This window comes from Pseudomonas sp. NS1(2017) (assembly GCF_002269425.1).
GTDB classification, from domain to species: Bacteria; Pseudomonadota; Gammaproteobacteria; order Pseudomonadales; family Pseudomonadaceae; genus Aquipseudomonas; species Aquipseudomonas reactans.
The window spans coordinates 340,984-365,384 of sequence record NZ_CP022960.1 but is presented as its reverse complement, the minus strand read 5'-3'; the positions used below and the strand labels follow the sequence as shown (position 1 = coordinate 365,384).

At 59.6% G+C, this 24,401-nt stretch carries 23 protein-coding genes; 14 read left to right on the top strand and 9 right to left on the bottom strand.

Features of this window, described 5'->3' with window-relative positions:
- Positions 1–331: 331 nt before the first annotated feature.
- The 5 genes from CI807_RS01755 to dksA form a co-directional block, all read right to left on the bottom strand.
- Positions 332–1,759, bottom strand: coding sequence for a sigma-54 dependent transcriptional regulator (locus CI807_RS01755; RefSeq protein WP_095013565.1), 1,428 nt, complete (start codon positions 1,757–1,759; stop codon positions 332–334).
- 22 nt (positions 1,760–1,781) lie between these two features.
- Entirely contained in the window at positions 1,782–4,736 is a 2,955-nt protein-coding gene (locus CI807_RS01750; RefSeq protein ID WP_177004346.1) for a sensor histidine kinase, read from the bottom strand.
- A complete protein-coding gene (locus CI807_RS01745; RefSeq protein WP_003176118.1) occupies positions 4,720–4,896 on the bottom strand; it encodes a hypothetical protein in 177 nt (58 codons plus the stop codon). The genes CI807_RS01750 and CI807_RS01745 overlap by 17 nt, the downstream gene beginning before the upstream one ends.
- A 62-nt stretch (positions 4,897–4,958) precedes the next feature.
- Complete coding sequence (gluQRS, locus tag CI807_RS01740) at positions 4,959–5,846, bottom strand: tRNA glutamyl-Q(34) synthetase GluQRS (protein WP_095013563.1); 888 nt, start codon at positions 5,844–5,846, stop codon at positions 4,959–4,961.
- Between the two features lie 83 nt (positions 5,847–5,929).
- Positions 5,930–6,370: an RNA polymerase-binding protein DksA gene (gene dksA / locus CI807_RS01735; RefSeq protein WP_026083092.1), complete on the bottom strand. Its 441-nt coding sequence runs from the start codon at positions 6,368–6,370 to the stop codon at positions 5,930–5,932.
- A 319-nt stretch (positions 6,371–6,689) separates the two neighbouring features.
- Here dksA and CI807_RS01730 point away from each other — a divergent pair, with 319 nt between their 5' ends.
- Both CI807_RS01730 and sfsA read left to right on the top strand, forming a co-directional pair.
- The gene (locus CI807_RS01730) at positions 6,690–7,862 is read left to right on the top strand and encodes a pyridoxal phosphate-dependent aminotransferase (protein WP_095013562.1); all 1,173 of its coding nucleotides are present in this window, start codon (positions 6,690–6,692) and stop codon (positions 7,860–7,862) included.
- The gene (gene sfsA / locus CI807_RS01725) at positions 7,862–8,572 is read left to right on the top strand and encodes a DNA/RNA nuclease SfsA (RefSeq protein ID WP_095013561.1); all 711 of its coding nucleotides are present in this window, start codon (positions 7,862–7,864) and stop codon (positions 8,570–8,572) included. Before CI807_RS01730 ends, sfsA begins: the two co-directional genes overlap by 1 nt.
- Here sfsA and CI807_RS01720 read toward each other — a convergent pair.
- Complete coding sequence (locus CI807_RS01720; RefSeq protein ID WP_068933678.1) at positions 8,569–8,886, bottom strand: Rieske 2Fe-2S domain-containing protein; 318 nt, start codon at positions 8,884–8,886, stop codon at positions 8,569–8,571. The two genes, sfsA and CI807_RS01720, sit on opposite strands and share 4 nt — an antisense overlap.
- Positions 8,887–9,042: 156 nt before the next feature.
- On the opposite strand from CI807_RS01720, the gene CI807_RS01715 reads away from it, so the two are divergent.
- From CI807_RS01715 to CI807_RS01705, 3 genes are read left to right on the top strand one after another with little or no spacing between them, the layout of a single operon-like run.
- On the top strand, positions 9,043–9,921 hold the full coding sequence (locus CI807_RS01715) for a hemin ABC transporter substrate-binding protein (protein ID WP_095013560.1): 879 nt from the start codon (positions 9,043–9,045) through the stop codon (positions 9,919–9,921).
- Positions 9,918–10,955: an iron ABC transporter permease gene (locus tag CI807_RS01710; RefSeq protein WP_095013559.1), complete on the top strand. Its 1,038-nt coding sequence runs from the start codon at positions 9,918–9,920 to the stop codon at positions 10,953–10,955. The genes CI807_RS01715 and CI807_RS01710 overlap by 4 nt, the downstream gene beginning before the upstream one ends.
- Positions 10,955–11,722 (top strand): heme ABC transporter ATP-binding protein, encoded by a 768-nt coding sequence (locus CI807_RS01705; protein WP_095013558.1) that lies wholly within the window; start codon positions 10,955–10,957, stop codon positions 11,720–11,722. The genes CI807_RS01710 and CI807_RS01705 overlap by 1 nt, the downstream gene beginning before the upstream one ends.
- A gap of 243 nt (positions 11,723–11,965) precedes the next feature.
- Here the strand turns inward: CI807_RS01705 and CI807_RS01700 are convergent, their stop codons facing one another.
- The 3 genes from CI807_RS01700 to CI807_RS01690 form a co-directional block, all read right to left on the bottom strand.
- Entirely contained in the window at positions 11,966–12,238 is a 273-nt protein-coding gene (locus CI807_RS01700; RefSeq protein WP_010206563.1) for a TfoX/Sxy family protein, read from the bottom strand.
- 192 nt (positions 12,239–12,430) lie between these two features.
- Entirely contained in the window at positions 12,431–12,775 is a 345-nt protein-coding gene (locus CI807_RS01695) for a pentapeptide repeat-containing protein (protein ID WP_095013557.1), read from the bottom strand.
- Between the two features lie 93 nt (positions 12,776–12,868).
- The gene (locus CI807_RS01690; RefSeq protein ID WP_095013556.1) at positions 12,869–14,425 is read right to left on the bottom strand and encodes a bifunctional aminoglycoside phosphotransferase/ATP-binding protein; all 1,557 of its coding nucleotides are present in this window, start codon (positions 14,423–14,425) and stop codon (positions 12,869–12,871) included.
- A gap of 118 nt (positions 14,426–14,543) precedes the next feature.
- Between CI807_RS01690 and mrcB the strand changes: the two genes are divergently transcribed.
- The 9 genes from mrcB (at position 14,544) to msrQ (ending at position 24,361) form a co-directional block, all read left to right on the top strand.
- On the top strand, positions 14,544–16,868 hold the full coding sequence (gene mrcB, locus CI807_RS01685) for a penicillin-binding protein 1B (RefSeq protein WP_095013555.1): 2,325 nt from the start codon (positions 14,544–14,546) through the stop codon (positions 16,866–16,868).
- Between the two features lie 16 nt (positions 16,869–16,884).
- Positions 16,885–17,619, top strand: a complete 735-nt coding sequence (locus tag CI807_RS01680; RefSeq protein WP_095013554.1) for a M48 family metallopeptidase — start codon at positions 16,885–16,887, stop codon at positions 17,617–17,619.
- Complete coding sequence (locus CI807_RS01675; protein WP_095013553.1) at positions 17,619–17,948, top strand: YqcC family protein; 330 nt, start codon at positions 17,619–17,621, stop codon at positions 17,946–17,948. Before CI807_RS01680 ends, CI807_RS01675 begins: the two co-directional genes overlap by 1 nt.
- Before the next feature lie 431 nt (positions 17,949–18,379).
- The gene (locus CI807_RS01670) at positions 18,380–20,104 is read left to right on the top strand and encodes an acetolactate synthase 3 large subunit (protein WP_095017488.1); all 1,725 of its coding nucleotides are present in this window, start codon (positions 18,380–18,382) and stop codon (positions 20,102–20,104) included.
- Positions 20,105–20,106: 2 nt separating this feature from the next.
- Positions 20,107–20,598 (top strand): acetolactate synthase small subunit, encoded by a 492-nt coding sequence (gene ilvN / locus CI807_RS01665; protein ID WP_003176102.1) that lies wholly within the window; start codon positions 20,107–20,109, stop codon positions 20,596–20,598.
- Positions 20,599–20,645: 47 nt separating this feature from the next.
- Entirely contained in the window at positions 20,646–21,662 is a 1,017-nt protein-coding gene (gene ilvC / locus CI807_RS01660) for a ketol-acid reductoisomerase (protein ID WP_003176099.1), read from the top strand.
- Between the two features lie 144 nt (positions 21,663–21,806).
- The gene (gene pssA, locus CI807_RS01655) at positions 21,807–22,664 is read left to right on the top strand and encodes a CDP-diacylglycerol--serine O-phosphatidyltransferase (protein ID WP_016976855.1); all 858 of its coding nucleotides are present in this window, start codon (positions 21,807–21,809) and stop codon (positions 22,662–22,664) included.
- A 63-nt stretch (positions 22,665–22,727) separates the two neighbouring features.
- Positions 22,728–23,741: a protein-methionine-sulfoxide reductase catalytic subunit MsrP gene (msrP, locus tag CI807_RS01650; RefSeq protein WP_095013552.1), complete on the top strand. Its 1,014-nt coding sequence runs from the start codon at positions 22,728–22,730 to the stop codon at positions 23,739–23,741.
- Positions 23,741–24,361: a protein-methionine-sulfoxide reductase heme-binding subunit MsrQ gene (msrQ, locus tag CI807_RS01645; protein WP_095013551.1), complete on the top strand. Its 621-nt coding sequence runs from the start codon at positions 23,741–23,743 to the stop codon at positions 24,359–24,361. The genes msrP and msrQ overlap by 1 nt, the downstream gene beginning before the upstream one ends.
- The last annotated feature ends 40 nt before the right edge of the window (positions 24,362–24,401 follow it).

The window sequence follows — 24,401 nt, the reverse complement described above, 5'->3', positions numbered from 1 at the left end:
CTGGTTGCGGGGCAAGCCCCAAATGCAACGCCTCTCCAAAAGAATCAGTTAGCTGCGCCTCCGCCGTGTTGTTTTTGTTATGCGTGAGTCGATTCGTCTTATTTTTATTGTCTTGTACAAAGCTTGTTATTGTTTTTGTACTAAGCATATAGCAGGGTGCGTGCCAACTTTTGCCTCGCCCAGCAAAATCAGGGGGTTGAGGTGGTTTCTCGGTTTTGACGGGCCAAAAAAAGCCGGGGCTTCGTTACCGTAAGCCCCGGCTTTTGTTACGCGAAATATCCGCGGTAACAGTTTTTTCACATCTGTGGGTGTTACCTGTGGGCGCGCGCCCTCAACTCTCGCTGGCCACACCAGTCTTGCGCCGTGGAATGCCCAGGCGCTGGCGGCGTTCCCACAGGCATTTACGGCTAACGCCCAGTTTGCGCGCCAGTTCGGTCTCGGTCATATGGTCCTGGTGCTCAAGGACGAAATGCTGGAAGTAATCTTCCAGTGACAAATCTTCCGTCGGTTCATGGCTGGTATTGCTACCGCCCTGCTGTGGGGCCAGGCCGATGAAGTCGTCGTCCTCCAGGTCGCTCAGCTCGATATCGATGCCCAGCAGTTCGGCGGAAATCTCCGGGCTCTCCGACAGGATCACCGCGCGCTCCACCGCATTCTCCAGCTCCCGCACGTTACCCGGCCACGAGTAATGGCGAATCGCTTGCTCGGCGTCTGGCGCAAACTTGAGGTCGGTACGGTTGATGCGCGCGCTCTGGCGCAGCAGGAAGGCACTGGCGATCTCGTTGACGTCGGCGCCACGCTCACGCAGGGCCGGCAGCTTGAGGGCGATCACGTGCAGACGGTAATACAAGTCTTCACGGAACTGGCCGATCTTGGCCAGGCTCTTGAGGTCGCGGTGAGTCGCCGCGATCAGACGCACATCGACCTTCTGCGACTGCACCGAGCCCACGCGGCGAATTTCACCTTCCTGTAGCACACGCAGTAACCGCGCTTGTGCTTCCAGTGGCAGCTCACCGATTTCATCGAGGAACAGCGTGCCGCCGTCCGCCGCTTCCACCAGGCCCGCCCGCCCGGCGCTGGCGCCGGTAAACGCGCCTTTCTCGTGGCCGAACAGTTCGGACTCAATCAGGGATTCGGGGATCGCTGCGCAGTTCACCGAGATCATCGGCGCCTTGGCACGCTTGGACAGATTGTGCAGGGCACGGGCCACCAGTTCTTTACCGGTGCCGGACTCGCCCTGGATCAAGACATTCGAGTCCGTCGGCGCGACTTTGCGGATCTTGCCGTACAGGTCCTGCATGGGTGGGCAGGAGCCGATGATGCCGATCTCGCCGTTGCTGTTGTCGACGCCTGGCTTGTCGGTGGTCTTGCCCGCAGGGCGCTGTTCGGCCGGCGCGCTGCTGGCCGACTGACGGTCACGCAGGATGCGAGCCACGGCCTGGAGCATCTCGTCATGGTCGAAAGGCTTGGCGATGTAGTCCACCGCGCCCATCTTCATGGAGTCGACCGCCGAGCGCAGGCTGGCGTAGCTGGTCATGATCAGCACCGGGGTGCCCTGGCCGAGCTTGATCAACTCGGTGCCAGGCGCGCCTGGCAGGCGCAGGTCACTGACAATCAGGTCGAACGTGGGAATGCTGAAACGCTCCTGGGCTTCCTGCACCGAGCCGGCTTCGCTGACCTGGTACTGATTACGTTCAAGCAGGCGACGCAAGGCAGAGCGGATAATGGTTTCGTCTTCGACGATCAAAATGTGCGGCATTGATTCAATTCTCTCGACGGTCTCAGTTCACAGCGGACGTCGCTTCGACATGACGCGGCAAGGTCACCCGAATACGGGTGCCGCGTTGGCTTTCGGTGTCAGCCGGGCTGTCGATGGTGATTTGTCCATAATGCTCTTCAACGATGGAATAGACCAGTGCAAGGCCCAGACCGGTACCTTCACCTGGGTCCTTGGTGGTGAAGAAGGGTTCGAACAATCGGTCCATGATGTTCTGTGGAATACCGCTACCTTCATCTTCGACGATCAGATCGACCGTATGTTCGAAAGCCTCGGTCTTGACGCGTACCGCACCGCCGGCCGGGGTGGCGTCACGGGCGTTGGACAACAGGTTGATCAGCACTTGGGCCAGGCGTTGTGAGTCGCCATCCACCCAGTGGTCGGGATCGCACAAATTGAAAAACTGTACTTCGAAATTGCGCCGGTTCAAGGCCAGCAGCCCAATGGCATCCTGCGCCACTTCGGCCAGGCATACCGCTTCGTCCTGATTTTGATGGGCGCCGGCATGGGCGAAGCTCATCAGCGACTGCACGATGCGTGAAACGCGCTTGGTCTGTTCGAGGATCTGCCCGCTGATCTCGGTGATCTCGCCGTCTTCTTCGCGCTCTTCCCGCAGGTTCTGCGCCAGGCAGGCGATACCGGTGATCGGATTGCCGATTTCATGGGCCACGCCCGCCGCCAGCCGGCCAATGCTGGCCAGGCGCTCGGAGTGCACCAGCTTGTCTTCGAGCATCTGGGTTTCGGTCAGGTCTTCCACCAGCAACACCAGGCCGCTGTTACCGGGCGCCAGAGGCTCGTCGATAGCGGCTTTGTGCAGGTTGAGCCAGCGGGTCTGGCCGTCGAGTGCCAGGTGCTGCTTGTGCAAGTGCTCGTCGGGCAGGTTGATAAAACCTTGCAGCAATTCTTTCCAGGGATCGCCCAACGTATTGAGTCGTGAACCGACCACGCGCTGCGCAGCGATGCCAGTGAGTTCTTCCATGGCCTTGTTCCACATCAGGATCTCTTGATCCTTGGCCAGGGAGCACACGCCCATGGGCAATTCCTGCAGGGTCTGGCGGTGGTAGCGGCGCAAGGCATCGAGTTCGGCCGCGAGACCGGTGAGGCGTGAGTGGTAATCCTCCAGCCGGCTCTCGATGAAGTGGATATCTTCGGTGACGTAGTTTTCACCGCCGGCCTTGTAGGGCAGGAAGGTTTCCACCATGTCCTGGGACACGCTCGGCCCCATCAGCCCGGACAGGTTGGCTTCGATACGGTCCCGCAAACGGCGAAGCGCGTACGGGCGCCGCTCATCGAATGGCAGATAGAGATCGCGCAGCGCCTGTTCGACTTCTTTTTGCGCCGCCTTGGCACCCAGTGGCTTGGCCAGTTGCGTGGCGAACTCCTGGGGTGAGGCCGCATGCAGTTCGCGGCGTTGCGGGCGGCGCACGTTGTCCACCGCACAGGCTTCTGCGGCGCTGGTTTCTTCTGGGCTGGCGTTGGTGAACAGCGAGATCAGGGTAAACATCAGGACGTTGGCGGCCAGGGAGGCAATCGCAGCCATGTGCCAACTGGTGTCATCGAGCACATAAATCATGTTCAGCAGCGGGATGTAGAAGCCCTGCAGGTTACCGACCAGCGGCAACAGCATGGTCACGATCCACACCAGGATCCCGGCCAGCAAACCAGCGATGAAGCCACGGCGATTGGCGGTCGGCCAGTACAGCACCGACAACACGCCCGGCAGGAACTGCAAGGTGGCGACAAATGCGACGATACCCAGGTTGGCCAGGTCCTGCCCGGCGCCCAGCAACAGGTAGAACCCGTAGCCGGCCATGATGATCGCGACGATCAGCGCGCGGCGTGTCCATTTCAGCCAGCGGTAGATATTGCCCTCGGCCGGCGGCTGGTACAGCGGCAGCACCAGGTGGTTGAGCGCCATGCCGGACAGTGCCAGGGTCGTGACGATGATCAACCCGCTCGCCGCCGACAAACCACCGACATAGGCGAGCATCGCCAGTGCCGGACTATTGGCCGCAATGCCGATGCCGAGGGTGAAGTATTCAGGGTTGGTGGTGGCCCCCAGTTTTAAACCGGCCCACAGGATCAGCGGCACCGCCAGGCTCATCAACAGCAGGAACAACGGCAAGCCCCAGCTGGCGCTGACCAGCGAGCGCGGGTTGAGGTTCTCGGTGAAGGTCATGTGGTACATGTGCGGCATCACGATGGCCGAGGCGAAAAACACCAGCAGCAACGTGCGCCACGGGCCTTCCTGCAGCGGCGTGTGCAGGGCGGCGAGGGCGGTCTGGTTTTGCAGCAGCCAAAGCTCAAGCTGTTGCGGGCCATCGAATACGCCGTAGAGCGCATACAGGCCAACGCCGCCGATGGCGATCAGCTTGATCACCGACTCAAAGGCAATCGCAAACACCAGCCCTTCGTGTTTTTCACGGGTGGCGATATGGCGTGAACCAAAGAAAATCGTGAACAGGGTGATCAGCGCACAGAAGGCCAGCGCTACGCGATGTTGCACCGGTTCGCGGGTCAGGATGCTGATGGAGTCGGCCACCGCCTGGATTTGCAGGGCCAGCAACGGCAACACGCCGATCAGCATGAAAATAGTGGTCAGCGCGCCGGCCCAAGTGCTGCGAAAGCGGAAGGCAAACAGGTCGGCCAGGGAGGACAATTGGTAGGTGCGGGTGATCTTCAGGATCGGGTACAGCAGTACCGGCGCCAGCAGAAACGCACCGGACACCCCAAGGTAGCTGGACAGAAAGCCATAACCGTACTGATAGGCCAGGCCCACGGTGCCATAGAACGCCCAGGCGCTGGCGTATACGCCGAGGGACAAGGTGTAGGTCAACGGATGGCGAATGATCGCCCGCGGAATCATTCCGCGCTCACTGATCCAGGCGACTCCGAACAACGCGGCCAGGTAGGCGGCGCTGATCAGCAGCATCTGGGTGAGGCTAAAGCTCATCGGCATCTTTTTGGCTCTGCAGGATGAAAGTCACGACGATCAGGATCAGCCACAGCAGATACGGGCGATACCAGGCGCCCGTGGCGTCGATCCACCAATCCATGATGGCGGGGGAAAACAGGTAGATCCCGACGACCAGCAGCAGGACCAATCGATAGATGTACATGTTGGCCTCTGTGTAAAAACGTGCGGCGATGGTAACGGATGCTTGGCAAGCTGCAAGCGCCTTCAGCTCAATTGCGCTTCGGCCAGCGAGAGTGTGCGCGGGATCTGCGTGGCATCCCAGTGCGTAATGCCCCAATCCAGCAGTTCCCGCGGGTTGGCGTGCAACAGTTCGTCACCGGGTTGCTGGCCGAGGGCGCGCAGGGCTCTCAATAGCAAAGGCGTGGCCTGGTCGGGCGTCAATGGCGGGGAGCGGTAGGATTTGCCCAACTTATTGCCGTCCGGCTGGATGATCAGCGGCACATGCAGGTAGCGCGGTTGGCGCAGGCCGAGCAGTTCTTGCAGGTAGAGTTGGCGTGGCGTCGAGTCCAGCAGGTCGGCGCCACGCACGATATCGGTCACACCTTGCCACGCATCGTCGAGCACGACGGCCAGTTGATAGGCGTAGAGGCCGTCGCGGCGACGGATGACGAAATCGCCTACGTCGCGGCCCAGGTGCTGTCGGAATTCGCCTTGGACGCGGTCGGTAAAGTGGTACTCAAGCTCGGGAACACGCAGACGGATGGCCGCATCTTGTTGGTCGTGGCCAGCATTGCGGCACAGGCCCGGATAGATGCCGTTGTAGGGTTCAAGCTGTTTGCGTGAGCAGGTGCACGCGTAGGCCAGGCCGTGGTTGAACAGGTCGTTCAGTACTTTGGCGTAGGCATCATGCCGCTCGCTTTGTCGGACCAGTCCACCGTCCCACTCGAAGCCATAGCTTTCCAGCGCGTGCAGGATTGCTGCCTGTGCGCCAGCTTCTTCACGGGGTGGGTCGAGGTCTTCCATACGCATCAGCCATAGGCCATGGTTGGCGCGGGCGTCGAGGTAGGAGGCAAGGGCGGCGACCAGGGAGCCGAAATGCAGGTGGCCGCTGGGTGTGGGGGCAAAGCGCCCGATATAGGTAGAGGCTGTCATGGGCCGGATACTACTGGAAATTCGGTAAACGCCAGAAACAAAAATGGAGCGTTCGCACGCCCCATTCGTTTAGCTCGGCTGGATTACTTGCCGACCTGTTTTTCCTTGATTTCAGCCAAGGTCTTGCAGTCTACGCAGAGGTCCGCGGTTGGGCGGGCTTCCAGGCGACGGATGCCGATCTCGACACCGCAGGATTCGCACCAGCCGTATTCTTCGTCTTCGATCAGTTGCAGCGTCTTGTCGATCTTCTTGATCAGCTTGCGTTCGCGATCACGGGCGCGCAGTTCAAGGGCGAACTCTTCTTCCTGGCTGGCACGGTCGGCCGGGTCCGGGAAGTTGGCGGCTTCGTCCTTCATGTGGTCAACGGTGCGGTCGACCTCTTGCATCAAGTCCTGCTTCCACTTTTGCAGGATCTTGGTGAAGTGCTGGCGCATGGGCTTGCCCATGTACTCCTCACCCTTCGCTTCGACGTAAGGTGTGAAGCCACTGAGGCTCTGCTGCTGTTGCTTTGCTTGGGTGGACATGAATAGACCGCCTCTCACTCTTCTAATCCATTGCGCAGGATTGCAACGTCACCGACACCTGCCGGCCCTGCGGCTGCAAGCGGGCGAACTTACCAGATAGATTCGGGGTGCGCCACTCCCGGTTGTCGAGGCCTATGGCAAATCGCTTGCAAACTGCGACAGCCCGCCATTGCTGGGTATGCATTGCCTCGAATGTTGATTTTAGTCGTTTTGCAGGCGCTTGCCCGGCCGGCACAGGCCGTCGGGCAGGCAATAGAACATGTTTTACGGCGCGGGTTCGGTAGAATCCAGAATTTGTCCTCACCGTTAAGGAAGGCTAATGGCTCAGCCCTACAGTGCGCGCAGTCGCGCTATCGAACCTTTTCATGTCATGGCATTGCTGGCGCGGGCCAATGAGCTGCAAGCCGCCGGCCATGACGTGATCCACTTGGAAATCGGCGAGCCGGACTACACCACCGCCGAGCCGATCATCCAGGCCGGCCAGGCAGCGTTGGCCAACGGCAAGACGCGCTATACCGCCGCCCGTGGCTTGCCCGAGTTGCGCGAGGCCATCAGTGGTTTCTACCAGCAGCGCTATGGGCTGAACGTGGACCCCGAGCGCATCCTGATCACGCCCGGTGGCTCAGGCGCATTGCTGCTCGCCAGCAGCCTGTTGGTGGACCCGGGCAAGCATTGGCTGCTCGCCGACCCCGGCTATCCTTGCAATCGCCACTTCCTGCGTTTGGTGGAGGGCGCGGCGCAACTGGTGCCGGTCGGTCCTGAAGTGCGCTATCAGTTGACCGCTGAGCTGGTGGCGAAGCATTGGGATCAGGACAGTGTGGGCGCATTGGTGGCATCGCCCGCCAACCCGACCGGCACGATCCTCACCCGCGACGAATTGGCCGAGCTTTCCGGCGCGATCAAGGTGCGCAACGGTCATTTGGTGGTGGACGAGATTTACCATGGCCTCACCTATGGCACCGATGCGGCCAGCGTGCTGGAAGTCGACGATGACGCTTTCGTCCTGAATAGTTTTTCGAAGTATTTCGGCATGACCGGTTGGCGCCTCGGTTGGCTGGTAGCACCACCGGCGGCGGTGGGTGAATTGGAGAAGCTCGCGCAAAATCTCTACATCAGTGCGCCGAGCATGGCCCAGCATGCGGCATTGGCCTGTTTCACCGCGCAAACCCTTAGCATTCTGGAAGAGCGCCGCGCTGAGTTCGGCCGTCGTCGTGACTTCCTGCTGCCCGCCTTGCGCGAGCTGGGGTTTGGCATCGCGGTCGAGCCGGAGGGCGCGTTTTATTTATATGCCGATATCAGCGCGTTCGGCGGTGATGCCTTCGCGTTCTGCCGCCACTTCCTCGAAACCGAACATGTGGCGTTTACGCCCGGCCTGGATTTTGGTCGCTATCAAGCCGGCCACCATGTGCGTTTTGCCTACACGCAAAACCTCGAACGGCTACAGGAAGCGGTAGAACGGATCGCTCGTGGCTTGCGGAGCTGGCAAGGCTGATGCGCTTTCATCCTCCTCTCGAAGAAGCGCGGCTGATTCGTCGCTACAAGCGTTTTCTCACCGATATCGAAACCGTTACCGGCGAGTTGTTGACCATTCATTGCCCCAACACCGGCTCGATGCTCAATTGCATGGTCGAAGGTGGGCAGGTCTGGTTCAGTCGCTCCAATGATCCCAAGCGCAAGTTGCCGGGCACCTGGGAAATCGCCGAGACGCCCCAGGGTCGCTTGGCGTGTGTGAACACGGCGCGTGCCAATCAGTTGGTCGAGGAGGCGTTACGTGCGGGTGTCATCACCGAGCTGAACGGTTTTACCGCCTTGAAGCGTGAAGTGCCTTACGGTCAGGAGAAAAGCCGCATCGACTTCCGCCTGGACTATCCCGACGGTGCGGCCTACGTCGAAGTCAAAAGTGTAACCCTGGGTTTTGACGGCACTTCGGTTGCCGCTTTCCCGGATGCAGTGACCCAGCGTGGCGCCAAGCATTTGCGCGAACTGGCCCATCTGGCGCGTGACGGTGTGCGAGCGGTGCAGTTGTATTGCGTCAACCTCTCGGGGATTGATGCTGTGCGCCCGGCCGTGGAGATCGACGCGGCCTACGCTGCTGCCCTGCGCGAAGCCAAGGCGGCCGGCGTGGAAGTGCTGGCGTATGGCGTGCGCGTGACAGCCGAAGAAATTTGTGTGGACCGGCGCCTGGACGTGCTCCTCGACTAGAGTTGCACCCACAGCCCCTGGGCGTCTTCGCGTCCGGGCAGGGCGGTCAGGCTTTGCCCGGCGCAAGGGCCTGCGATGCACTCGCCGTTCTCGATCAGGAACAGCGCGCCGTGGGTGGCGCATTGGATCAGGCTGGCGCTGTCGTCGAGAAACCGGTCGGGCTGCCATTCCAGTGGAATGCCGCGATGGGGGCAGCGATTGATATAGAAGTAGGCAATGCCGTCCCGGCGCACGGCCAACAATTTGCAACCATCGATTTCAAAACCGAGGCTGCTGTCTGGCGCAAGGGTATCGGAGGAGCAGAGAAACTTCATTTCAATCCTTAAGTGCCTTGACGTTCAAATGCAAACAATTATCAAATGCCGGCTTCGCCCGTTAGCTGACCGGGCGCTCAATACGATGCGGGGCAGGGGTTATCTGTCACATTGATGAGCGTTTGAGCGGCCCTGCCCTTGGAAGGAAACCCTGTTATGCGCCTGAGTGCCAGCGCTATTGCGCTTGTTGTCGGACTGCTGGTCAACCCGGGGGCTCAAGCCTCTGAACTGCCACAACGCTGGGTCAGTGCCGGTGGGGCGCTGTCGGAGTGGGTAACGGCGCTGGGCGGCGAGTCGAAGTTGGTGGGTGTGGATACCACCAGCCAGCACCCTGAGTCTCTCAAGGCGTTGCCGAGCATTGGTTACCAGCGACAGTTATCCGCCGAGGGCATCTTGAGTTTGCGCCCGCAGGTGTTGGTAGGTACTGAGGAAATGGGCCCGCCGCCGATAATGGCGCAGATTCGCAGCGCAGGTGTGCAGGTGGAGATGTTTTCGGCGGAGCCTGACTTGCCGACGCTGAAGGGCAACCTTCAGCACTTGGGCAAGTTGCTGGGCGCCGAGGCCAAGGCCAACGAATTGTTTACCGGATATGAGCAGGCGCTGGACCAGCAGAAACGCTGGGTCACCAAGGCTCAGGCCACCCAAAAGGCCCCCGGCGTATTGCTGTTGCTGGGTCATGCAGGCGGCAAGCCACTGATCGCTGGCAAAGACACGGCGGCTGACTGGATGTTGCAGCAGGCGGGCGGGCGCAATCTGGCGACGCATACTGGCTACAAACCGTTTTCGGTGGAGTCGTTGGCGGGGTTGAGCCCGGATGTGCTGGTGTTTGCCGATCGTGCCCTGACCGGAGATGCGGCGCGTGCGGCACTGTTCAAGGAGAATCCGATCCTGGCGTCCACGCCGGCGGCCAAGGCTGGGCGGGTATTTGAGGTGGATCCTACCTTGCTGGTCGGCGGGCTTGGGCCGCGTTTGCCACAAAGCCTCGCTGACCTGTCTGCCGGGTTTTACCCGTCCCAGGCCAAGCCAGCCCCATGACCACTCTGGTAAAACCGAAGACGCTGTTTGTTGGGCTGGCGCTGTTGTGTGTCTTGGCGATCTGGCTTTCGCTGGCACTGGGGCCGGTCAGCTTACCGTTGATGGAGACGCTCAAAGCTGCCTTGCGCTTGATGGGTTTGCCGATCGAGGCCCAAGGGCTGGAGCAGGCTGAGCTGATCCTGGGGCAGATCCGTTTGCCGCGTACGCTGCTGGGCTTGGCTGTCGGCGGTGTGTTGGCGCTGTCGGGGGTGGCGATGCAGGGGTTGTTTCGCAATCCCCTGGCTGATCCGGGGTTAGTCGGGGTTTCCAGCGGTGCTGCGCTGGGGGCTGCGGTGGCGATCGTCGGCGGTTCGTTTTTTGGTGGGCTGCCCGATGCGTTCGGGCCTTATCTTTTGTCACTCTGTGCATTCCTTGGCGGCCTGGGCGTCACCGCGCTGGTCTATCGACTGGGGCGGCGCAACGGGCAGACCAACGTCGCAACCATGCTGCTCGCCGGTATTGCCCTGACAGCGCTCGCCAGTTCGGCCGTGGGATTGTTTACCTATCTGGCGGACGACGCCACTTTGCGCACTCTGACGTTTTGGAACCTGGGCAGCCTCAACGGTGCCAGCTATTCACGGTTATGGCCGCTGTTGTTGGTGAGTGCAGGTGTGGCGCTGTGGCTGCCGCGCCGGGCCAAAGCGCTGAATGCCCTGTTGCTCGGTGAGTCGGAGGCCAATCATCTCGGCATCGATGTAGAAGGGCTCAAGCGCGAACTGGTTTTCTGCACGGCGCTGGGCGTCGGGGCTGCGGTGGCTGCCGCGGGCATGATCGGTTTTGTGGGGTTGGTGGTGCCGCATCTGGTGCGTTTGCTGGCGGGGCCGGACCATCGGGTGTTGTTGCCGGCATCGGTTCTGGCAGGTGCGAGCCTGTTGTTGTTTGCCGATCTGGTCGCACGGCTCGCGCTGGCGCCGGCTGAGTTGCCGATCGGTATCGTCACTGCATTTATCGGCGCGCCGTTTTTTCTTTACCTGTTGTTGCGGGGGCGTGCCTGATGCTGCGTGTGGAAGACCTGCAGATCCGTCGCGGTCGCAAAACTGTATTGGCGGATGTCACCCTCGACCTGTTACCGGGCGAAGTGCTCGGCGTGTTGGGTCCCAATGGTGCGGGCAAAAGTACGCTGCTCGGTGGGTTGTGCGGTGAGCTGCACCCCGACCAAGGCAACGTGTGGCTGGATCAGCGCCCGTTGAGTGAGTGGAGTGGCGCGCAGCGGGCACAGCGTCTGGCGGTTTTGCCGCAAAGCTCGACGCTGGACTTTGCTTTCCGTGTCGAAGAGGTGGTCGGCATGGGCCGCCTGCCTCATCAGACCGGGCGAGCCCGCGATGATGAGATCATTGAGGCGGCGTTGCAGGCAGCAGATGTCGGCCACTTGAGTGGCCGCAGCTACCTGGCGCTGTCTGGTGGCGAGCGCCAGCGGGTGCATCTGGCACGCGTGCTGGCGCAGTTATGGCCGGGCGGGGCAGGGCAGACGTTGCTGTTGGATGAGCCGACGTCGATGCTGGATCCTTTGCATCAACACACCACCTTACAGGCTATTCGTACCTTTGCTGACCGGGGCGCGGCAGTGTTGGTGATCCTTCACGATTTGAACCTGGCGGCGCGTTACTGCGATCGCATTCTGCTGCTGGAAGCGGGGCGGCCACACGCGTTGGATACGCCGGCGCAGGTGATGCGGCCTGAACCGTTGAAAGCGGTATTTGGCTTGGATGTGCTGGTGCAACCACACCCGGAGCGTGGGCATCCGTTGATCATTGCGCGCTGAAGTCGGCTTTTTATAGGCAAAAAAAGACCCGGCAAGAGCCGGGTCAAATAACCGTGATTAGCCTGATGAGGAGATAATCTGAGAGTCCGAACCAATGGTCTTTCAGTTATCGGCTGATCTCGCGATCAGTTGTGATAATCATAACGATTCTCATTTGAGAGTCAACAGTTGTTTTTGCCTGTGCTCTGCGTTTTCTCAAACGCTTGTTCGGAATGCCTATAGATGTTGGGGTTAGTTCACGAGCTAATTCTTCTGGCGTGCAGATAGCGCGTCCAATTGACGGTTCAATGCTTCCTTGCGTTCGGCAGGAATGTCATTCCAGTGCACATCCATCAGGGCCCCTTCGATTGCATACAGCAATACTTTCGACGCGCGGAATCCGCGTGTCCTGACGGCCCGGTATGCATCGACTGCTCCCAGGCGGCGCAAGTCCGACGCGCTGTGGATGCCCACCGCATGCAGCCACTGTGCTGACGTCTTGCCGAGGTTTTTCAGGTGTTGCAGCTCATCGTTCATCAAGCCTCCTTGCGACGGCCGAATGGTGCGGTGGGTATTCGAGACCAGGCAAGCCTGCAAAGGAGTGTAGCGCTCAGTAGGAAAAGCGTAGTTCTTTAGTCGGAAACGGCCTAAAGCTTATAAGTACGACGAGGGCAGACAGGCGGGAAATCCCCGGCTCGGCTGAGCGAACCGGGGCTTAAGCAGAGGGTTTCAGCGGGTGCGGTAGCGCAGGCGAGTACCGAAATTAACCGACATGAGGATCTCATCGGCAGTCAGTTCTGGCGGGAAGTAGGTACCGGAAATCTGTGCGTGGGCCAGGCTGGCGCCTTCCAGTGGACAGTCGCGCAGGTCCAGGCCGCGCAGGTCGGCGGAGCGGAAGTAAGCATCGGTGAAATCCACGCCAGCCGTGTTCAACTCGCGCAAATCCAGCCCGCGGAAGTCGCCGCCGCGCATGTCGATGACCCCGCCTTTAGGGCGTTCCTGGTTGAAGCCACGGATATCGTCTTTATGCAGGAGCGAGTAAAGCGGCGTATCAAGAAGCTTGGGGTGACTCATGACGGCGACTCCTGTTGGATTTATGACGCCATTATAGTGCCACTATTGCTTGGCCGTGCCCCCTAAGTAGACGACACGACCAAGAAATTTTTCTTACAGGCCAGGCAGGCGCTGACGAATATGCGCCACCAATGCGTCGAGGGTGCCACTTTCATTGGTCTCGACGCGTTTGCTGAGGAGCAATTCCTCGGTAGTCAGCGGGTCACGCTTGGCCTGCTGTTCTTCGATAATCGCCAGTGTCGCGTCGGAAGGATCGTTTTTGTCCGCCTGACGTTGTGCCAGCCAACTGGCGATAACGGCTTGCGGCGCATTGCAATCCAGGATCAGGAAGGGCGCGCCGGTGGCCTCTGCTACTTTGGCCGCTGCATCGCGTTGTTCGCATTTAAGGAAGGTCGCATCCAGCACCACCGGGTAACCGGCGCGCAGCACCGTATCGGCAATGTCATTCAAGCGTGCGTAAGTTGCCGCACTGGCGTCGGCCGCATAGATACCAGCCTGTGGCGTGTTTTCCACCTGTTGCTCGCCGAACAGGCGCTTGCGCTCCACGTCTGAACGCAGGCGCACGGCGCCCAATGCTTCCACCAAGCGCATGGACACGTGGCTTTTGCCTACGGCTGAAACACCGTGGGTAATGGCCAGGAACCGCGACGGGATGGTGCTGTAGCTTTCCGCCAGGTTGGCGTAGTTGCGGTATTGGCGCAGGGTCGTGGCGCGTTGCACCGGGCTGGCTTCGCTCGGCATGCTGAACAGCGCGATCTTGGCGCGGACCAGAGCACGATAGGCTTTGTAGAAGTTCAGTACTTCCAGGCCTTGATAGTCGCCGGTCAGTTCCAGGTACTGACTGATAAAGCGGCGAGCCAGGGACTTGAGGCCACGGTCCTCAAGGTCCATCGCCAGGAAGCCGGTATCGGCATACACATCGGTGAAGCGGAACGGCTCGTTGAACTCGATGCAGTCGAAGATCACCACATGACCATCGATCAAGGTGGCATTGCCCAGGTGAATATCACCGTGGCATTCGCGGGTGAAACCGTCTTTTTTGCGCTGGGAGAACAGTGGCTTGAGGCGCTCGAAGCTGCTTTCGGCCCAGGCCTGCAGAGCGTCCAACTGAGTCAGGTCGGCCTTGTCGCTGAGGAACGGACGGATCTGGTCGAAGTTCTGGCGAACCGGTGCCATGACCTCGTCCGGGGTGCCGGCCGGGTGTTCCTGCGGGACTTTTGGCGCCGTGAGGTGGAAGTGCGCGATTTGCTTGGCCATCTCATCGATGTGCGCGCTGGTCAGTTCGCCGTTGGCCTGCAAGGTGCTGAGCAGTTGGCTTTGCGGGAACTGGCGCATTTTCAGTGCGTATTCGACGACCGGGCCGTCGCCGCCCAATTGCGGCGCTTCGGCGGTGCCGGTGATTGGCAACACCTCAAGATACAAATCTTCGGTCAGGCGCTGGTTGAGGCGCAATTCTTCCCGGCAGAAGTGGCCGCGTTTTTCCAGATCGGTGAAGTCGAGAAAGCCGAAGTTCATCGGCTTCTTCAGCTTATAGGCGTACGGGCCGGTCAGGACGACCCAGGAAATATGGGTCTCGATGACTTGGAACGCTTCAACCGGGTGAGGGTATAAAGCCGGGTTTTGCAGGGCAGCGATCAGGGACTGGCTCACGGGCGATCCTTCAGAGTCTGGGGAAAAACATGGCGGGCATTATGGCCGCTACGAGCGGTCGTGCAAACCGCTGTCCGGCTCATGTTGATCATCAATAAAGTGCGTATAATCCGCCGCCATGACTCGAACCCGATCTCCCCGTTCCCGTAAAAAACCTCCTTCCCGCGGCCTGCGCCCTTGGCTGGGCTGGGCGCTCAAGCTCGGCCTTGTAGGCCTCGTCGTGCTCGCCGGCTTTGCGGTGTACCTCGACGCCGTGGTGCAGGAAAAGTTCTCCGGCAAGCGCTGGACCATTCCGGCCAAGGTGTACGCGCGCCCGCTGGAACTGTTCACTGGCCAGAAGCTGAGCAAGGATGACTTCCTCACCGAACTCGACGCCTTGGGCTACCGCCGCGAACCTGTGAGCAACGGTCCGGGTGCCGCAGCCGTCAGTGGTAACACTGTCGACCTGAATACCCGTGGCTTCCAGTTCTACGAAGGCCTGGAGAAAGCCCAGCCGGTGCGTGTGCGCTTCTCTGGCGATTATGTAGCCGAACTTTCTTCGCTCAACGGTTCAAAGTTGCCGGTGGTTCGCTTGGAACCGTTGATGATCGGCGGCATTTACCCGAAAAACCTTGAAGATCGCATCCTGATCAAACTTGATCAGGTGCCACCGTATCTGCTGGAAACCTTGGTTGCCGTTGAAGATCGCGATTTCTACAGTCACTGGGGTGTGTCGCCGAAGTCGATTGCCCGCGCAGTCTGGGTGAACACCTCCGGCGGCAAGATGACTCAGGGCGGCAGTACGCTGACGCAACAATTGGTCAAGAACTTCTACCTGACCAACGAACGCAGCCTGACCCGCAAACTCACCGAAGCGATGATGGCGATGCTGCTGGAGCTGCACTACAGCAAGCAGGAAATCCTTGAGGCGTACCTCAACGAGGTTTTCGTCGGTCAGGATGGCCAGCGCGCCGTGCACGGTTTCGGTTTGGCCAGCCAGTTCTTCTTTGGTCAGCCGCTGTCCGAATTGAAGTTGCACCAGGTCGCGTTGTTGGTGGGCATGGTCAAGGGGCCTTCCTACTACAACCCTCGCCGCAATCCCGAGCGTGCGCTGGAACGCCGCAACCTGGTGCTCGACGTACTTGAGCAGCAGGGCGTCGCCACGGCTGAACAAGTCGCCGCGGCCAAGAAAATGCCACTGGGTGTAACCACCCGCGGCAAGCTGGCAGACAGCTCCTTCCCAGGCTTTATCGACTTGGTCAAACGCCAACTGCGTGAAGACTATCGCGACGAAGACTTGACCGAAGAAGGCCTGCGGATCTTCACCAGTTTCGACCCGATCCTGCAGATGAAGGCCGAAGCGTCGGTTAACGACACCTTCAAGCGCCTGACGGGCCGTAAAGGTTCCGATGAAGTCGAAGCGGCCATGGTTGTGACCAACCCGGAAACCGGTGAAGTCCAGGCCATGATCGGCAGTCGCCAGGCCAGCTTTGCCGGCTTCAACCGTGCGCTGGATGCGGTGCGGCCGATCGGTTCGCTGGTCAAGCCCGCTGTCTACCTGACCGCCTTGGAAAAACCGAGCAAGTACACCCTGACCAGTTGGTTGTCGGATGATCCGCTGTCCGTCAAAGGTGCGGGTGGTCAGGTGTGGACGCCGCAGAATTTCGACCGCCGCTCCCACGGCACGGTGTTCCTGTATCAGGGGATTGCGCACTCTTACAACATTTCCACTTCGCGACTCGGCCTTGAAGTTGGCGTGCCGAATGTCCTCAAGACCATTGCGCGGCTGGGCGTCACCCGTGAGTTCCCGGCCTTCCCGTCGATCCTGCTGGGCGCGGGTGCGATGACCCCGATGGAAGTCGCGACCATGTACCAGACCCTCGCCAACGGCGGTTTCAATACCCCGATGCGCGGAATCCGCAGTGTTCTGACCGCCGAGGGCGAGCCGCTCAAGCGCTACCCGTTCCAAATCCAGCAGCGTTTCGACGCAGGCTCCATCTACCTGATCCAGAACGCCATGCAACGTGTGATGCGTGAAGGTACGGGGCGCTCGGTGTACAGCGTGCTGCCGGCGAACCTGACCTTGGCGGGCAAGACGGGCACCAGTAACGATTCGCGTGACAGCTGGTTTGCCGGTTTTGGTCAGGACGTGCTGGCGGTGGTGTGGCTGGGGCGTGACGATAACGGCAAGACGCCATTCACCGGTGCTACCGGTGCGCTGCAGGTCTGGACTAGTTTCATGCGCAAGGCCGACCCGCTGCCGTTGAATATGCCGCAGCCGGATAACATCGTGCAGGCCTGGATTGATCCGCACACGGGGCAAGGCTCCGATACCAACTGTCCGGGCGCGGTGCAGATGCCGTATATTCGCGGCAGCGAACCGCCACCCGGCGCCGCATGCGGAGGCAGTGCCCCCGCTGATGCGGAATCGGTGATGGATTGGGTCAAGGGCTGGATGAATTAAGCAAAGAGGGTTTCAAGTGAACAAGTGGTTGTTTCCAGCTATTACAGCTCTGGCTTTGCTCGGCGGTTGCTCCAGCGTGCAGCGCGGCTCCATTCCCGTGGTGGACTCGAGCACGGCCGTCTCCAATAACGACCGGATCTCGGCCAATGGCGGGTTCCGCCAGACCGTCACCAATCGTCCTGCCCAACCCAAGCCGCAAGCCATGCCGCAGGATTCGGGCGTGGTGGTGATGGTGCCCGGCGGTGGTGCAGCCACATCGGCGCCCATCAGCACGCAGCCGTGGACTCCAGGGCCAAGCACATCAGGCCCGATCGATACCACGCCGATCCAGACAGCCCCGATCAACCAGGGCACCTACAACATGCCGTCGACGCCGAGTGGCATTCCATCGTCCTCCAGCGCTGGAGGCCTGTCGGCTGACGAGCAATTGGATGGCCCGGTGTTGGCTTTGTTGACCACTGCCCAGCAACAGCAGGCGGGTGGCGATTTGAATGGCGCATCGTCGAGTCTTGAGCGTGCCCAACGCGTTGCGCCGCGTGAGCCGCAAGTGTTGTATCGCCTGGCCCAGGTGCGCATGGCCCAGGGTGATGCACCGCAAGCCGAACAGTTCGCCCGTCGTGGCTTGTCGCTCGCCAACGGTCGTCCCGACCTGCAAGCCAGCCTGTGGGCGCTGATTGGCGACGCGCGTGCCGCACAAGGTGATGCCGCTGGCGCTGCCCAGGCGCGTCAGAAAGCCAAGGTCAGCCTCTGATGGATGCACGGTTTCCCGCCATCGCCGAACAGTTGTTGCTGATAGAGCGAGAGTTGCGCGTGCAGGGCTGGTGGGACGAGGTGTCCCCCAGCGCCGAGGCGCTCAGCAGTGTCGAGCCCTTTTCCGTGGATACCCTGGATTTTCACCAGTGGTTGCAATGGATCTTCCTGGTGCGCATGAAGCAGATCCTCGAACAGGACCTGCCGTTGCCCAACGCTTCGGGCATTCTGGAGATGGCCGAAATGGTCTACGCCGATCGCCCGCTAGAGAGCCTTGGCTTGCGTAACGCGCTGAAAAAGTTCGACCAATTGATCGTCGACGCTCGTTAATTGCCTGACTGCCGGTTTTTCCGGCAGTCTTGCGCACATTTCTACCGCTTGACGACATTCAGGCGAGTTTTATCCCTCCTCAAAGCCCTTTCTCCTGCGTTCTCATGCGCTTAGTTGGAAAAAAGCGCAATTATTGCTTGACTTGAAGGGCCTGAAACAGAAGAATCCAAAGTCCGCTGTATCGGGACTGCCAGAAGCAGGCCCGCTCAGCAGATCATGAGGCGCACATCCGCGCCGACCTGTTACACCCGCAACGCGTTACCTCGCGCTGGGTGGGAAAAGCCCGCAACACTTGGGACGATCCCAATACTTGCTCAGTCAGTGCTGACGTAGTCGGCGACCACCGTCGCTCATGCTCTGTTGAGAAGTAAACCTATTAAGACCCGTCGGTTTTCAACGGACGGTATTCTGGCGTTTTAGAGGTGAACAACGTGGAGCTTTTATCTGGTGGTGAGATGCTCGTCCGCTTTTTGCGTGACGAAGGCGTCGACTATATCTACGGGTACCCAGGTGGTGCTCTGCTGCATGTCTACGACGCACTGTTCAAGGAACCGGCTGTTACCCACATCCTGGTTCGCCACGAACAGGCCGCGACCCATATGGCTGACGGTTACGCCCGTGCCACCGGTAAAGCCGGCGTGGTACTGGTAACGTCCGGCCCAGGCGCAACCAATGCCATTACCGGCATCGCGACTGCGTATATGGACTCCATCCCGATGGTGATCATTTCCGGCCAGGTGCCCAGCACCATGGTAGGCACCGATGCATTCCAGGAAACCGACATGATCGGTATCTCCCGGCCGATCGTGAAACACAGCTTCATGATCAAGCATCCCTCGGAAATCCCGGAAGTCATGAAAAAGGCTTTCTACCTCGCACAGTCCGGTCGTCCGGGCCCTGTCGTGGTCGACATTCCGAAAGACATGACTAACCCGGCCGAAAAGTTCGAATACATCTTCCCGAAGAAAGCCAAGCTGCGTTCCTACAGCCCGGCCGTCCGTGGGCACTCGGGGCAAATCCGCAAGGCGGCAGAAATGCTCCTGGCGGCCAAGCGTCCTGTGTTGTACTCGGGTGGTGGCGTCATCTTGGGTGGCGGTTCTGCACCGTTGACCGAACTGGCCAAGCTGCTCAACCTGCCGGTAACCAACACCTTGATGGGCCTCGGCGCCTTCCCGGGTTCGGACCGTCAGTTCGTCGGCATGCTCGGCATGCACGGCAGCTACACCGCCAACCTGGCCATGCACCACGCCGATGTGATCCTGGCGGTGGGCGCACGTTTTGATGACCGAGTGATCAACGGCGCGAGCAAGTTCTGCCCGAATGCCAAGATCATCCACATCGACATCGACCCGGCGTCCATCTCCAAGACCATCAAGGCCGACGTGCCGATCGTAGGTCCGGTGGAAAGCGTATTGACCGAAATGGTTGCAGCGCTCAAGGACATCGGAGAAACGCCGAACAAAGAGTCTGTTGCCAGTTGGTGGAAGCAGATCGACGAATGGCGCGGTGACCGCGGTCTGTTCCCTTACGACAAGGGCGACGGCAGCATCATCAAGCCACAAACCGTGATCGAGACCCTGTGCGAAGTGACCAAGGGCGACGCCTTTGTGACCTCCGACGTGGGCCAGCACCAGATGTTCGCCGCGCAGTACTACAAGTTCGACAAGCCTAACCGCTGGATCAACTCCGGTGGCCTGGGCACGATGGGCTTTGGGTTCCCTGCGGCCATGGGTGTGAAACTGAGCTTCCCGGACACCGACGTCGCGTGCGTCACCGGTGAGGGCAGCATCCAGATGAACATCCAGGAACTGTCGACGTGCCTGCAGTACGGCCTTCCGGTGAAGATCGTCTGCTTGAACAACGGCGTGCTGGGCATGGTTCGTCAATGGCAGGACATGAGCTACAACAGCCGTCACTCCCATTCCTACATGGAATCGCTGCCGGATTTCGTCAAATTGGTTGAAGCCTATGGCCACGTCGGCATTCGCATCACCGATTTGAAAGATCTGAAGCCCAAGATGGAAGAGGCGTTCGCCATGAAGGATCGCCTGGTGTTCATCGATATCAAGGTGGATACCAGCGAGCACGTCTACCCGATGCAGATCAAAGACGGCTCTATGCGCGACATGTGGCTGAACAAGACGGAGCGTACTTAATCATGCGGCACATTATCTCCCTGCTTTTGGAGAACGAACCCGGCGCTCTGTCTCGTGTTGTCGGCCTGTTTTCGCAACGCAACTACAACATCGAAAGCCTGACCGTGGCCCCGACCGAAGACCCGACCCTGTCGCGCCTGACGTTGACCACTGTGGGCCACGATGAGGTGATCGAACAGATCACCAAGAACCTCAACAAGCTGATCGAAGTGGTCAAGCTGGTCGACCTGTCGGAAAGTGCCCACATCGAGCGCGAGCTGATGCTGGTTAAAGTCAAGGCCACGGGTGCCCAACGTGCCGAGATCAAGCGCACCACCGACATTTATCGCGGGCAGATCGTCGATGTGAGCGCCAGCGTTTATACCGTTCAACTGACCGGTACAAGCGACAAGCTGGACAGCTTCATCCAGTCGATCGGGACGGCCTCGATTCTGGAAACGGTACGCAGTGGTGTCACCGGGATTGCCCGTGGCGACAAAGTACTCAGCATCTAACCCAAATTAGCGAATGGCCTTACGGCCTGGATATATAGAGGAACCTCATGAAAGTTTATTACGATAAAGATTGTGACCTGTCGATCATCCAGGGCAAGAAAGTCGCCATCATCGGCTACGGCTCCCAAGGTCACGCGCAAGCCTGCAACCTGAAAGACTCCGGCGTTGACGTGACTGTTGGCCTGCGCAAAGGCTCGGCCACTGTTGCCAAGGCTGAGGCCCACGGCCTGAAAGTGACTGACGTTGCTTCCGCCGTTGCGGCTGCCGACCTGGTCATGATCCTGACCCCGGACGAGTTCCAGTCCGCGCTGTACAAGAACGAAATCGAGCCGAACATCAAGAAGGGCGCCACCCTGGCCTTCTCCCACGGCTTCGCGATCCACTACAACCAGGTTGTGCCGCGCGCTGACCTCGACGTGATCATGATCGCGCCGAAAGCCCCGGGCCACACCGTGCGTTCCGAGTTTGTCAAAGGCGGCGGCATCCCCGACCTGATCGCGATCTACCAAGACGCTTCGGGCAACGCCAAGAACGTGGCACTGTCCTACGCTGCTGGCGTCGGTGGTGGTCGTACCGGCATCATCGAAACCACCTTCAAGGACGAGACTGAAACCGACCTGTTCGGCGAACAAGCCGTTCTGTGCGGCGGTACCGTTGAACTGGTAAAAGCCGGTTTCGAAACCCTGGTTGAAGCCGGCTACGCGCCGGAAATGGCCTACTTCGAATGCCTGCACGAACTGAAACTGATCGTTGACCTCATGTACGAAGGCGGTATCGCCAACATGAACTACTCGATCTCCAACAACGCCGAGTACGGCGAGTACGTGACTGGCCCGGAAGTGATCAACGCCGAGTCCCGTCAGGCCATGCGCAACGCCCTGAAACGTATTCAGGACGGCGAATACGCCAAAATGTTCATCAGCGAAGGCGCTACCGGCTACCCTTCGATGACCGCCAAGCGTCGTAACAACGCCGCTCACGGTATCGAAGTCATCGGCGAGCAATTGCGCTCCATGATGCCGTGGATCGGTGCCAACAAGATCGTCGACAAAGCCAAGAACTAAGTCGTACGTATCAAGGGAAAACGCGGCTTAGGCCGCGTTTTTTCGTTTGGGGGGCGGGTTCTGGTATAAAGCTGCATCGTTTGCGGGCGAACACGCGCCGCAAGTATCTGTCGAATTTTTTCACACCGTTGCAAGGTAAAGTCCATGAGCGAACGTCCCGAAGAGCCAAACCAGGCTCCTGACGCCGAAAGCCTGCTGCCGATCGATGAACATGTCGAAGAAGGGCATGACGCTGAAGGCCGCAAGGTCCGGCATCGTGGCATCTATCTTTTGCCCAACCTGTTCACCACGGCAAACCTGTTTGCCGGGTTCTACTCCATCATCAACTCCATGAGCGCGCAAAGTGCGCTGGCCGCAGGTGATGCGGCGAGTGCCAGCAAGTATTTCGGCTTTGCTGCCATCGCCATCTTTGTTGCCATGGTGCTCGACGGCCTGGATGGTCGTGTCGCCCGCATGACCAATACGCAAAGTGCCTTCGGTGCCGAGTACGACTCGTTGTCGGACATGGTCGCGTTTGGTGTTGCGCCCGCGTTGCTGGCATTTGCCTGGGCGCTGGGTGACATGGGCAAGGTCGGCTGGATGGTTGCCTTCATCTATGTCGCGGGTGCTGCGTTGCGTCTGGCGCGCTTCAATACCCAGGTGGGAACTGCCGACAAGCGTTACTTCATCGGTCTGGCCAGCCCGGCTGCTGCGGGTGTGGTGGCGGGTATCGTCTGGGCTTTCAGCGATTACGGTATCCAGGGTTCGAAGATGTCGTTCCTGGTGGCCTTGATGGTGGCTGCGGCCGGCATGCTGATGGTCAGCAACATCAAGTACAACAGCTTCAAGGAGCTGGACCTGAAGGGGCGTGTGCCTTTCGTGGCGATTCTGGCGGTTGTGCTGGTGTTCGCCGTGGTGTTCAGCGATCCGCCGCGTATCTTGTTGCTGGCGTTCCTGGTTTATGCCGCTTCGGGGCCGGTTCAGTACTTGCTGCATCTGCGCCGCGACAAAACATTGCCTTAATGTAATTTCCCCCATACTCCGCAGTCTATTGGTGCATCAGTTCTCCAATGCTGCGGAGTTGCCATGTTAATCAAATTGCCCAAAGCGTCCGATTGCCACGAATCGGATGTCACACCTGAATCCTTTTATCTCTCTCGCCGTAGCTTGCTCGGTGGTGCGCTTGCGGGCATTGCAGCCAGCAGCTTGCCGCGTTGGGCGAGTGCGGACGAAGCCTCGCGCTATGCCGATGTCGAAGCGGGCAGGGCACCGAGCTGGTTTGCCGAGAAACTGCCGGGCACGAAATGGCAGGCTGTCACGGTAAAGGACGAGGCGATCACCCCGTTCAAGGATGCGACCCACTACAACAACTTCTACGAGTTCGGTACAGGTAAGGGCGACCCAGCAACCAATGCGGGCTCACTCAAGACCGAGCCCTGGAGCGTGGTGATTGATGGCGAAGTCGCGAGACCAGGTCGATATGCCCTGGAAGACTTCATGAAGCCGTATCAGTTGGAAGAGCGTATCTACCGTCTGCGCTGTGTTGAGGCGTGGTCAATGGTTATTCCATGGATGGGTTTTCCGATCTCGGCGTTGCTCAAGCAGGTTGAGCCGACTTCCAAGGCCAAATACATTCGTTTTGAAACGCTGCAAGATCCCAAGAGCATGCCGGGCCAGCGGTCGAGTTTTGGCTTGATCGATTGGCCTTATATAGAGGGCTTGCGTCTGGATGAGGCGATGAATCCTCTGGCAATCCTTGCAGTGGGAATGTACGGGCGCGAACTGCCTAACCAGAATGGCGCCCCGCTGCGTTTGGTCGTGCCGTGGAAGTATGGCTTCAAGAGTGTGAAGTCCATTGTGCGTATCAGCCTTGTGAGCGAGCAGCCGAAAACCACCTGGCAGAGCATTGCAGCGGATGAGTATGGTTTTTATGCGAATGTGAATCCTACGGTCGACCACCCGCGTTGGACTCAGGCGCGGGAGCGTCGTCTACCGAGTGGCCTGTTCAGCCCTAATGTGCGCGAGACGCAGATGTTCAATGGTTACTCGGATGAGGTGGCATCTCTATATACCGATCTCGACCTGCGGAAGAACTACTGATGCGTTACCCAATCTGGCGTATTGGCGTCTTTATAGCGGCGGCGGTATGGCCGTTGTTCTGGCTATATGAAGCATGGAGTTCTGTCCTGGGGCCGGATCCGGGCAAAGTGCTGGTTGATCGGCTGGGCCTCGGCACGCTGATCCTGCTGTTGATCACCCTGGCAATGACCCCGCTGCAGAAGCTCAGTGGCTGGGCAGGGTGGATAGCGGTGCGTCGGCAGCTTGGGTTGTGGTGCTTTGCTTATGTCGTGCTGCATCTGGCTGCTTATTGTGTGTTTGTGCTTGGGTTGGATTGGTCGCAGCTAGGCGTTGAGTTACGCAAGCGGCCTTACATTATTGTGGGCGCGTTGGGTTTCCTGTCGCTGTTGGTATTGGCGGTGACGTCGAATCGTTACAGTCAGCGTCGGTTGGGCAGTCGTTGGAAGAAGTTGCACCGTCTGGTGTACGTGATTCTGGGACTTGGCTTGCTTCACATGTTGTGGATCGTGCGGGCGGACCTCAAGGAATGGGCTATCTATGCTTCTATAGGTGCGCTGCTCCTGGTGCTACGAATCCCGCCTGTAATGCGTCGAATCCCGCGCCTTATCGCGAAAAAATCACTTTCTGCAACAAAAGTGTAATTAACGGTTGACGGCAGATTCCAGATGTCTATAATTCGCC